Origin of the sequence: Xanthomonas arboricola pv. guizotiae, from assembly GCF_002940205.1 — a bacterium.
In the GTDB taxonomy this organism is placed as follows: Bacteria; Pseudomonadota; Gammaproteobacteria; order Xanthomonadales; family Xanthomonadaceae; genus Xanthomonas; species Xanthomonas arboricola_C.
Genome location: NZ_MDSK01000010.1, coordinates 138,974 through 150,338, shown reverse-complemented (window position 1 = coordinate 150,338; position 11,365 = coordinate 138,974). Strand labels below are relative to the sequence as shown.

Sequence of the window (11,365 nt, the reverse complement as noted above, 5' to 3'; positions counted from 1 at the left end):
ACGTCGCATCGATCTCCACTTGGCGTTGCTTTCGCTCGCATCCTCCATCATCTGCTTACGCCTTCTTCCTGGGTTTTGTTAGCCGCTCTAAGCCTCCTCAAGCGTCGTATTGGATGCGGATACCAGGACGAGCTCAAACTCCGGCACCTGTCGGAGTCGCAGTTGAAACTCTTCCTAGGCGAGCTTGGTGACCTTGAGGCGGCGCTCTTCATCTCCGCGATCGATCTCGGCCATCAAGACGCTCAAGCGGTGCTCATCCATCAGAGAAAGCAGGTTGAGAGCGTTCGAGCTAATCGGCCAAAGATGCTCTATGAGGAAGGGCGTGCCTCCATTGATGACCTGTCGGGAAGGCTGGAGCGGTTGTCTCCACAGCTTTACACGCAGATGGTGGCTCAAATAGATCTGTTAGATCAGGTCTTCCGGATGGCAACGCTCTACTACGCCCAGCGGGTTCCGGCGACATTGGGAAGCTTCAAATGGCGAATGGACGAGAAAAACTCAGCCCGCCCGTTGTTCGAGCAGACGCTGTCCCACATGGCACCAGCCCTCATCCAAGCCAAGTCTCTGAGAGACCCTGGAATCTTTGTTGAGGGGTTCGATTACTCACACTTTGAAAAGCGCTTCAGAAACACGCATGAGGACATCCCTACCTATCTTCAAGAAGCCGCCGGTCACACAATCAAGTCGGCAGTGAACCTAGGAGCGATCCTGCGAGATTCGCAGTTTGTCCGCTCACATGACGTTCCTGGTGTTCAAGTAGCTGATCTTCTCGCATCGGCATGCCGCAGGGTTCTGAGGGGAGAGTTCGAGGACAACGATCGCATTGCTTTTCTTCTAGGCAGGCTGACGGTTCAGGGGCAGACACCAAATCCATCCATCCACCTGATGTCGTTAGGCGACGAGCGGTTGGCCGAAGGGGGAGTCTATCGCGCAGTTTTGATCGCTAAAAAGAGTGCGAGAGCCATGTTTCGAGCACGTTAGCGGTTGCACGTAGCTGCTTGAAAAAGCGCATGCCCAGCCACTTATCATTTCGGTTAGGAAGTGCTGTCGTAGAAGGCCATGTGTTTAGCAGCTTGCAAGCAGGTCGACCCACAGTCTGCGAGCTGACCAAGTCGGGCCCGAGCGAGACGCCAGCGGTCAAGAACTGAACTGGCCAAGAGCTACTCAAGGGACGATCTTGAGCATGCTAACGAATTGATTTTCTGTAGTGGATATTGCCCTTTGTTGACTTGTGTCGGCAGGTTCCCTTTAATTCAACGAGGGGCGTCGGGCAGGGAGTTCTGACGCAGGGGGTATAGAGAATGAGTTCGAACGTCATCGCTGACTTTTTCTCTGCTGCTCCCTTGGCGGAAGAGGGCGGCGCCATCTCGGCTGATCGATTCGATTACCAAAAGAACTGGGCACTCGCGCGGTTGCTGACCTTGCATCAAGGTTCCGGGAACTATGTGCTTCTGTGTGAGTTGCATGAGGACATTGCTGTCCTTGATTGTCCCGACCAGCCATCAAGCGCTGCCTTCTATCAGATCAAGACCAGCGCAAAGAGCTCTTGGACGCTGAGAAAACTGACGAATCGAAAGAAGGGCAGCAGCGGCGATTCACTGCCATCCATCCTTGGGCGCCTGTGCGCGAAGGCTGCTCAGCTGAAAGAGCAGCAAGTCACCTTCCAGTTCGTCACAAACGTTGGCAGCGGGTATGGCTTCCCCGTAACGGCCAGGGCTGCCGAAGCCTCCGGTCAGCGCTTGTTCGAAGTACTGAAGCCTGCGGAATGGGAGGCGATGAAGAAGTGCTTGGCGGACGAACTGGGGGAGGATCTAGATGAGTCGCTCCAGGACCAGTTGACAGTCTCGATTGCCCAGATCCACTTGGACACGCACAACGAAACCGCTGTGGGGCTGGTGACCAACTTCCTGGACCAGCATGGCAAAGGGGCTCACATTCGTCCTGCGGCCTTTTATCGAACCCTGTTTGACGAGTTGCGACGAAAGACCGTTGCCAAAAGGCCCGCTGGAACCATTTCTGACGTGTGCAAGGCAAAAGGCATCGACAGGTCGGCCTTCGATGTGATGCTGGACAGCGCCCGATCGGTAGCCCCAGCAGCAGCAGCTTGGGCCCATATTCTGGCAGAACTGCACAAAGACAACGTCCCTTTTCCTAGCCGGAGCAGGCTAAAGGCGGCCTATCCGGACTACTTTTCCAGAATGCAGAGTCCATTGGATGCTGCTTTCCGGAAGGACCGGCAAATTTTGGTCGCAGCCAGTGAGAGCGTGATGGCGAATAGTTCGACCCTTCTCGACATGGCGAGCGCGGCCGTGGTGCTTTCCCGGAGTGAAGCTGGCTATGGCGCTGCTGGGCTCTCTCCGGATGTGGAACTGATTGTCGTAATGATGGCCTTCTATGAAACCCACCCCCAATAACTTCCGGATGCTGGTACGCAGTCTAAGGACCAGGACGCATGAAAAACTTAGCCTTTCAAAGGCTTCATCTCGTATCCCATCGGGAAAGAAAAGCAAGGTCAGTCGAGTTCCATCCAGACGTGACGGTGATCAAGGGCCTAAATGACGTAGGCAAGTCGTCGCTGGCCAAGTCCATCTATGGAACCTTGGGCGCTGAAGCTGCGGAGATCCATCCGGATTGGAAGGACGCGAGTGTCATTTCGGCACTGGAGTTCACCGTTGATGACTACGCCTATGTCATGCTCAAGGAAGGCAAAACCTTCACCTTGATCGAATCGGATCAGGTCCTGGGCTGCTACACCAGTGTTACCGAAGGCTTGTCACAGGCTCTTTATGAACTGCTGGGAGCCAAGCTGCGCCTGAAGAACCGCGCTGAAAAAGTAGTTGTTCCACCGCCGGCCTACTTGTTCATCCCCTTCTATGTAGACCAGGACGCTGGTTGGGGTCATCCGTGGACGTCATTTGCTCGCCTGGAACAGTTTGCTCGCTGGCGGGAGGATGTCGTGAACTTCCATGTGGGGGTCACGGGCGCTGAATATTTTGAAGCCCTCGAAGTCCAAGCGGCCGCGACGGCAGCAAGGGTTGAGCCAGCCAAGCAATTGGACGGCTTACGGTCGCTTCAAAAACGAGCAAACGACGCTGTGGTTGAAGACATCGACATGGAGATCGATCCAGATGTCTTCTCCGAGGAAATCGAGCGGGTGGTGGGTTTGCTCCAGCAGTTAGTAGAAGTTCGAGAAGAGGAGAGAACAAAACTCTCTGGGTTGACCCAACGTCGTCTGCAACTGCAAGCCCAAAAAGACATTCTGGATCGTGTTCGCAGAGAGCTGCATGCGGACTACATGTTCGCCGTGAAGCATGAAGGTGACGACTTGGAGTGCCCGACATGCGGGCAGCTTCACGAAAACTCGTTTGGGCAGCGCTTCGCATTAGCCCAGGACGAGGCACGGACAGATGATGTTTTGGTTGAAGTCATGGATAGTCTAGCGCTCGTCTCTGGCCAGATTGCTATCAGTCGTCAGCGCTTGAAGGATGCGACAGAGGATGAGCAGCGGTTCAATGAGCTACTCACGCGTCGTAGGGGCCAAGTCACTTTCGCTCGGCTTCTGGAGCGGGCAGGACAGAAAAAGTTCTCGTCACAACTGGAGGACCAAGCCGCTGATCTTGTCCAAGAGATTGCCAGTCTGGACTATCGGATCAAGCAGGCTGTCGAGCGACTGAGAAGTGCGCGCTCCACAGAGCGAAAGAAGGAGATCCTAGAAACCTACGCAGGTCTTTTGACTGGCTTTGCCAAGAAACTCAGCGTCACGTTCCAAGACGAATTCCTTCAGTCCCTGATGCTGAAGATCCATGAGACCGGGAGCGACCGACCGCGCGCTATCCTTGCCTACGTCTACGCAATCCTTCATCTCATTTGGGATGCGGAAGACGCGGTGAGGTGTCCAATTGTTCTGGACTCACCCAAGCAGCAAGACCAAGACGATATCAATCACCTCAACTTGCTCCACTTCATTCGAGACGATAGGCCGTCCGGATCACAGCTCATCTTGCTGCTTGTCGACGATGCAGAAGTTGACTTTGGCTGCGCTCCATTGGTTTTGGATACGAAGTATTCGCTGCTGTCTTCGGAAGAATACGAGCAGACATCTGAGGTGATTCGTGGATTCCAAGCCATGCGAGAGATGTCGGCGCATTGATGCTCATCGCCGTGCCTCGTTATATGGGCTTCTCAAGTCGGAAAGCCTTCGTTATTTCCCGGGGCTAGCTCAGTCAGTAAGGGGGACGTATGTATAACTTGTTGATGGTGTATCGAGAGGGGACTTGGGATGAGGATGAGTTCATCCTTGAGCTGCCACGTTACCTTGAGCACACTGTTCCGCCGCTGTCAGAGCGTTTTTCCTCTTTGACGACCGATACTATTAATGCCCTCAAGGGGCTTCCCGCGCTTTTTGCTTATGAAGATCGAGGACGGGACGTTGGACCGTCTTCGCAGGTTGGTCGAATTGAGGACATCCAAGTTCGCTACGGGGGTGTGCGGATCACTTGGTCGATTGACGCAAGAATTGGCCCTATTCCCGCTACGCGCCTAAAAGAGATGTTTGGCCAGCTGGATATCTCGGAGCCAAACTGGGAACACACGCGCACCCACTGGGCGGTGAAGGACGTTGACCTGATTGATGTCCTGGTGCGAAACGGTATCTTGGAGAATGACCCATCTCTGCCACCCAAGGTCTTCATCTCCTATTCGTGGGATTCTCCTGAGCATCTTGAGTGGGTCCGTAGGCTGGTGATTGATTTGCGGGCGAACGGTGTCGACGCAATCTCGGACCGAACACACCTCCGGTTCGGACAGGACCTACCCCATTTCATGGAACAGGCGGCTGCCTGTGACCGGGTGATCGTGGTCTGCACCGAAAACTACATGAACCGCGCAAACCAGCGCTTGGGTGGGGTCGGGTATGAGCACCTAGTAACCGCCGCGCAACTTGCCGGTGATCCTTTGTCCATGAGATTCATCCCCGTCATTAAGGATCTACGCGATGCCGGAAACACTCCCGTAAATCTCAGGGGAAGGATGTTCGTGGATCTCAGTGATGGGCCGGGATACAACACTAACTTCCAAGCGTTGGTCCGCGACCTTCACAATGCCGTTCCGGACGTGCCCCCTCTCGGTCGCCGGCCGCACTTTTAAGTGTTCGCTCACCTCAAGGGTAGAACTTGCTGGGATCAGCCAAGCACGTGGCAAACTGCCCCCGCCGGTAACGCGGCAGCTCCACGTTGGGCTGATACAACTCCAGGGCGCTGATTTGCTTGCTACGCGTAATCTGCGGCTTCTTGTGGAGGTAGTGCCTGCGTAGCACCTGGACCCGGTCCCGTGGATCAGTGCTGTGGCCGGTGACCAGGGCAATTTCTTTCTCCGGAACGTCCTGGACATCGAGCTCGGTGGCCAGCGTGTGGCGGAAGGCATGGAACCCGATGCCTTTGGGAAAGCCCAGGCTCTTCAGGTAGCGCCCAAAGTCCACGACAAACTGCTGGCTGTAACGCGCGTTGGTTTCCCCCGTCGTGCGGTTCACGCCAGCGGAGAGCAGCGGGAACAGCCGAGGATGGCCGATCGCTTTCATGTCTTCCACGAACTCCAGGAATCCGGCCTCCAAGAGCGGCTTGGCGATGGGGATGATGCGCATGCAGCCCGCGCCTTTCATGCTTTGCCGGCTGCGCCGCCGTCGCTTTGGGTCTGCGGCCAGGTCTGGGTCGAGTGTCTTTTGGAAGGCGATGCACCAAACGCCGCGCTCCTCGATGATGTCGGTCAACTTCAGCTGGCAGACTTCGTTGACCCTGGCACCGGTATACAAGCCGAGCATCGGTGCCCACCAATACTGCGATTTCTTGGCCCAGGGGATGAAGGTTGCGGGGTCAAAAATGGCTTGCAGGTCTGCGTCCTCGAACAAGCGGATCGCCTTGTCGGGGTAGATGGTGTGATCTTCCTTAGGCTTCCGAAACGCCTTCATCGGTGACACGTCAATGGCTTGTCCGTTGAACAAGTGGTTGAAGAAGGCAACAAGGAATCGGCGGTGACGCTCTTCCGTGGCAGGTGACAGTGGCGGAACGTTTTGCTCTTTCCCCAGCGCGATCGCTTCATCAAAGGAGAGGTCCTTCAGCAGCGGATCCGACACGAGGTTCCTTGGGGCCCAGCGCAGCAGCGTCCAGAGCGCTTGGATGTGGTGGTAGTCCACACGGGCAGCGGAAATGTTGCCGCAGGTGAGCAGTAACAGCTTCAACGTGCGCTCGGTGGACTGGACAGTCTTCGGGTCGAGCTGGCGGCGACGCATGTCCTCCAGATGGTCTTCGATTTCCTTGGCCAGTGGGCGCGACGGGGTGCCCATGGGCAGCTGGGCGGGATAGCGTGTGTTGTTTTTAAGGCCGCATTTTCGTCCCGTTTCATCTAGCGCAGCGAGGATGCATTCTTGCAGGTTGATAGCTGCTTCCCGGCCTCGGATGATGGCGCGGTCAATACGATAGCGGCCAATGTGGATGCCTTCCAAATGCAGGAGGCCAAACGGCGAGGCAATGTAATCGTTGAGTGTCGCGGAGAGTAGAGCGGTCATGGGTCACTTCCATCGGTTAGATGGAAGTAGGGATATGACAGGACGAAAATTCGTCAATGGGGGCGATACAAAAATTTGCGGCGGCGGCGAAGTCCTCAGGTGTTGGGGGGTCCCCACTGGGGTGCTTCCCGGATTCGCCAATTCGTTACCTGATAAAAGTCCTTATATACCAAGGGCTGCGAGGAAATTAGCGTCGATTTATCGCAGTCAATTGCGTACTGTTTGCAGTAAATAAGCTAACTAAATGAGCTTATTGCTCCATCTTAAAAATGAATTTAAGTTAAATGTTAGCCTATTATTGTTAGTCTGAATTTAAATTCGAAGCAGCGATATGCCTGGATCGGAACTTTCTGACATCTGATAGGGCGCGACACCGATAGTGCGACAAATGCCAGGAGTGCAGTCTGACCTTGCCGGACGTGGGACCCAATGGTCGCTCACCCCGCGGGGCGCTTGAGCAGCGCCACCTCGGCAACTAAAGAGGCTGAGCGTGTTGCGTTGGCCGCGGGGCGTCTCAAACGATGCGACCGCACTGCCGATACTCAGCCCCATGGATAGAGCTAAGCTGCGCCATCACCTCGAACGCCTGGATGAGGCCGTGCCCACTCGTTCCGGCGCCAAATCCTGATCGATCCACTCTTGCAAGCTTTTGCAGGCATGGCGCCAGGCATTGAGGCTAAAGCTCTCGCGGCTCAAGATGCCCAATTCGTCGGACGACGGATCCACTAGAGTCTGGCCCGGCACTGGCTACATGGCACGGACAAACCAATCTGAAAAACCGTGCATAGCCATGTCATTGCAAGTTGAGCGCGCTTGGCTAACGGCTGCCTCGAAACCTGAAGGCGTAGCGAGAGGCGGATGCTGTGGTCTCGCTGCCGATAGGCGCGGGCGTGTGGCATCCACAAGCGGTCAACATGCCATCGGCAACTAGGACCGGGACGCACGGCGTGAGGTCCATCTCCTTGGACCAGCTACCATCGAGCACTGTTGCTCTGACGATCAGCCGTGCGGACTGGACACGTTAAACGTCGGCTGGGCAGCGGCTGTATTTGATGATGGGATCGGCGCGCATCTTAAGGGCATCGACCTCCGCGATTCCCTAAGGCTAACAGAACCTTCGATGGGCCGGCTCGCCTAAGACCACCTGATGCACATCTCGCAAGCGAGGCAAGCATCAGATTCCGGCGGGACGTATAACTTCCATGGCGGTAGTCACGCTCGCGTATTGCGGATGTAGATGAATATAAATTTCATGTCAAAAGAATTAGAATTTTCTTGAAGGGCTCATGGACATTAAGCTTTTCAAGACGGTTTAAAACAGAATGGCGCTTGCTTAATGTAGTAATATCACAATCGTGTTATTGCTGGTGCAAGCGATCCTCCACGTCGGAGCTTTTCCAATTCGGGGCGGATGAGTGCCCATCTATCATGTAGCGGCTCGAGAAAATCTAATGCCATTACTTCAAATAATTTATTATATTCATGAGTAGTACTGTCGTTATGTGTATCATATACTTCGGAATTTGCTGCAATTGGGTGCCAGAGATTGTTTAGATGGCCGCTTAGATTTACAAATGCTTGAGTTAGTGATCTACGGATCTCTTCAGGTAGGTCTAGTTGCTCCGGGAGATTTTTGCTATAGATTTGTTTTATGACGGATACCGATGTCATGAAGCGCGAATACCCTATTGGATATCTTTTGGGGGAATAGTTAAGGGTTAGCGCATCATGATAGATGTGTGCAATATATATCCCCAGTATATATCCCGCGCGGATTGATTTCTCTAGATCGTGCGGGATTTCCTCGCATTGCTTCATTGACTCAATAATATTTTCGAATATCGCAAAAACGGAGGAGGTTGCAGATGCGTCGGCGTCCATCTCGAGCGTTTTTAAGGTTGTTGCGTGGTCATCTTCAGTCTGGGCGTATTGTGGGAAAATTTTGGATTTCTTGAATTCCAAATGTCCATGCGAAATGTGTGCGAATTCGTGGCTTACAATAAAGCAAAGTGCTGCTCTATAGACGTATATTGGTTGTGTAGGGGGCATTAAATATGCGGGATCTGTAGTGTGAAATACAATTTCTTTGGCGATGTCAAGTAAGTATTTTCCGGAAAATTGTTTGGGCTCTTTAATATTTGGTGCCCCGACCATGTGGTTTATCCCCTCTAGGGATTGGACTCGAAAACACAGGCTCATCAATGTATCAAATGTGCGGAAGCCGACAAGTATCGCAAAGTCATTCTCGGCCACGTGTATAACTTGAAAAGGACTCTGGGATGCGACTATGGCAAAAGTTACGTTTGCATCTGTTTTTGATAAGAACATTAGGCCAGCTATTATGCCGTCGAGCTCGCTAATAAGTCCCGAAAATTTCGTATTTACTTCTTCTAATGTATAAGCATAATCAAGTGATTTCGGCTTCAGGTTGGGTGACATTATTTTGAATATTAGATCGTCAGATGAGTAAGGCATTTACAAGTCCCGATGCGTGGTTGTAAAGGCAGGTGGCTACCAGTTGGATATTCCGGATGTGGTGAAGGCCACTCACCCGCGGGACGCTTGAACAGCGTCATGCCGGCGCCTTCAGATCGAGTGCCATATCCCACCGGTCCAGGCCAGCACCGTAGCCATCTGGCACTATTTGCTTCACGACGAAGCCAAAGCGAGCGTAGAAGGCCTGGGTGTGTTGGCTGGTGTCCAACACGACTTGCTCGATGTCCGGCCTCAGGCGCAAGGCTTCCAGCCGGGCCAGGAGCAGCATTGTCCCCAGTCCTTGTCGATGCAGCATCGGATAGACCATGCCCCAGCAGAGGCTGGCCGTCGTGCCGTCCGTGTTGATGGAGTAGCCCGCGCATGCAATCACTTCACCCGCACGTTCAATGACTCGGTAGTGCCAGGCGGCGGCATGGTGCGTTAGAAATCGCACGAAGTCAGGGCGTTCCTCGGCGCTGAAGAACGCTGGCAGGTTGCCATCGAACAGCCCCAGGCAGCCGCCGAAGTCCTCAGGACGGTAGGTCCGAATCGTATCCATGCCTCCAGTTTGCCTCAGATACGCAAACACGCCGCAAAGGCAATGCGCAAAGGCCAAATCCTCAAGGCGCTGACCCATCAGTCTATTGGCCGAGAACGCCTGCTGTCCTCCTACCCACTCACGTTCTTATGTTCCTTTCTAGGTTGGGTTTCAACGCATTTCATCTCCACCAGCGCTGGGCCTCTTAAAGGGAATCCTAGCTTCGCTGTCCCGACCGAAAGGGCAGGCCTCCTCCACGTTGTTCCGGCCCTCCGCTGCGCGCCGCAAGCGGTGCTCACTCCCGGGTGCGGTCGAGCCTAACGCTCCGCTTGCCGGTTCCCACGAGGCGCCTGTCGCGCCGGTGGAGAAGAACCAATGAAGCGCACCCAAGACCGAGCCGTCCAGTATCAACTCCAGATGGACGAGGAGGGGATTCTCCTCGCGGCAGCCACCATTCTCGAACAACGTCTTCAACGGCAAGGCCGCATCCACAGCCCCGACCAAGCCGGCAGCTACCTGGTCGCCCGCTGCGCACATTTGAGCCACGAAGTCTTCGGGGTCGTCTTCCTGGACAACCAGCACCACATCATTTCTACCGAGCACTTGTTCACCGGCACTGTCGACGGCTGCGAAGTCCATAGCCGAGTCGTCGCCCAGCGCGCTCTTCAGCTCAACGCCGTCGCCGTCATCCTTTTCCACAACCATCCGAGCGGCAATCCGGAGCCGAGCGAAGCGGACCGTAAAGTCACCCAACGCCTGCAGGAAGCCTTGGGCCTCCTAGACATCCGAGTCCTCGACCACTTGGTCATCGGTGGCCAGAAGAACGTTAGCCTTGCGGCCAGGGGGTGGGCATAGCCCCCCCTTCACCCACTTCCTCTGGTGAAGCTAGACTGCGGTGGCAACTTATGGACATTGAGCACTCACGGAGGCCAGCTTGCGCTTACTGATTCGCAGCATTGCGGTGCTTACTCTCTCGTTAGGAACGCTGGCCTGTGCTCAGGGACCGGCGGGTGACCACGATTCTCAGGAGAAAACGATGGAAGGACATCCACCCAGCGCCGCAGACGTGCGCTCCGAGCAAGACAAAGCCGCTGCTAGTGCAGACAGGGCCGCAGACGAGGCCAGCCGGCGAGTTGCTCCTAATGCTGTGGTTTTGGGCGATTACCCACCATTGCCGCAAGGCCCAGCGCTGACGTCAGATGCATTGGTCGAGGCCGTCGTTCGAATGGCCAAATCATTCGAAACCAGAGCAGACATGGCCCCGTCTCACGTTGCGCAGGTGTCAGGGCTTGAGGTAACGCCAGACAGTCAAGGTCGGCGCACAGGGCTCCAGGGCGCACTAGGCGGGGGGCACTATGAGTTCGCCGTGTGGAAGCCTTATGCACGTCATCCCGGCCATACCATCGAGCTCACAGTGCGGCCTTCCGAGGCGTGTGACCTGTCGTTCAAATCGCTGTATGACCCATTGGTCGCAGCAGGGTTTGGCGTGACCAAGAGCGCGGTGGGCTTCAAGCCGACGGTCTACTTTGAGCGAGCACTCGCAGACGGGCTTGGCTTGTATGTGGTCGTCAGCACGGACAAACACGACGACCCACGCTGCGTTTCGCGGGTCAGGCTCGAAATGGAGCCGCGTGATGGCTGATCAGCGCGACATTGACCGGTTGCTCCAGGACCTGGAGCAACAGCCTGGCCTTCCCAAGGGCGCGGTGCGCGATTTGCGTGAGGCCATTGATACGTCGCCTTACTTAACGTCAGTGATGACGCAAGCCATCGACCTGGGCACCTTGCGCCGG

General features: G+C 55.1%; 9 protein-coding genes. 6 read left to right on the top strand and 3 right to left on the bottom strand.

Annotation, left to right across the window (positions count from 1 at the left end):
- Nucleotides 1-303 precede the first annotated feature (303 nt).
- The 4 genes from XarbCFBP7408_RS23095 to XarbCFBP7408_RS08525 all read left to right on the top strand — a co-directional run bounded on the left by XarbCFBP7408_RS23095 (nt 304) and on the right by XarbCFBP7408_RS08525 (nt 5,145).
- Entirely contained in the window at nt 304-981 is a 678-nt protein-coding gene (locus XarbCFBP7408_RS23095; RefSeq protein WP_308673319.1) for a DUF3800 domain-containing protein, read from the top strand.
- Nucleotides 982-1,301: 320 nt separating this feature from the next.
- On the top strand, nt 1,302-2,414 hold the full coding sequence (locus XarbCFBP7408_RS08535) for a dsDNA nuclease domain-containing protein (protein ID WP_104562587.1): 1,113 nt from the start codon (nt 1,302-1,304) through the stop codon (nt 2,412-2,414).
- 38 nt (nt 2,415-2,452) lie between these two features.
- On the top strand, nt 2,453-4,150 hold the full coding sequence (locus XarbCFBP7408_RS08530; protein WP_146093750.1) for a hypothetical protein: 1,698 nt from the start codon (nt 2,453-2,455) through the stop codon (nt 4,148-4,150).
- A gap of 89 nt (nt 4,151-4,239) precedes the next feature.
- On the top strand, nt 4,240-5,145 hold the full coding sequence (locus XarbCFBP7408_RS08525; protein WP_104562585.1) for a toll/interleukin-1 receptor domain-containing protein: 906 nt from the start codon (nt 4,240-4,242) through the stop codon (nt 5,143-5,145).
- Nucleotides 5,146-5,158: 13 nt separating this feature from the next.
- Here the strand turns inward: XarbCFBP7408_RS08525 and XarbCFBP7408_RS08520 are convergent, their stop codons facing one another.
- From XarbCFBP7408_RS08520 to XarbCFBP7408_RS08510, 3 genes are all read right to left on the bottom strand, one after another.
- The gene (locus XarbCFBP7408_RS08520) at nt 5,159-6,559 is read right to left on the bottom strand and encodes a site-specific integrase (RefSeq protein ID WP_104562584.1); all 1,401 of its coding nucleotides are present in this window, start codon (nt 6,557-6,559) and stop codon (nt 5,159-5,161) included.
- A 1,347-nt stretch (nt 6,560-7,906) separates the two neighbouring features.
- A complete protein-coding gene (locus XarbCFBP7408_RS22335) occupies nt 7,907-9,034 on the bottom strand; it encodes a hypothetical protein (protein ID WP_146093749.1) in 1,128 nt (375 codons plus the stop codon).
- 97 nt (nt 9,035-9,131) lie between these two features.
- Nucleotides 9,132-9,593, bottom strand: a complete 462-nt coding sequence (locus XarbCFBP7408_RS08510; protein WP_104562601.1) for a GNAT family N-acetyltransferase — start codon at nt 9,591-9,593, stop codon at nt 9,132-9,134.
- Nucleotides 9,594-9,947: 354 nt separating this feature from the next.
- Between XarbCFBP7408_RS08510 and XarbCFBP7408_RS08505 the strand changes: the two genes are divergently transcribed.
- Nucleotides 9,948-10,427, top strand: coding sequence for a JAB domain-containing protein (locus tag XarbCFBP7408_RS08505; protein ID WP_104562582.1), 480 nt, complete (start codon nt 9,948-9,950; stop codon nt 10,425-10,427).
- Nucleotides 10,428-10,938: 511 nt separating this feature from the next.
- Complete coding sequence (locus XarbCFBP7408_RS08500) at nt 10,939-11,214, top strand: hypothetical protein (protein WP_146093748.1); 276 nt, start codon at nt 10,939-10,941, stop codon at nt 11,212-11,214.
- The last annotated feature ends 151 nt before the right edge of the window (nt 11,215-11,365 follow it).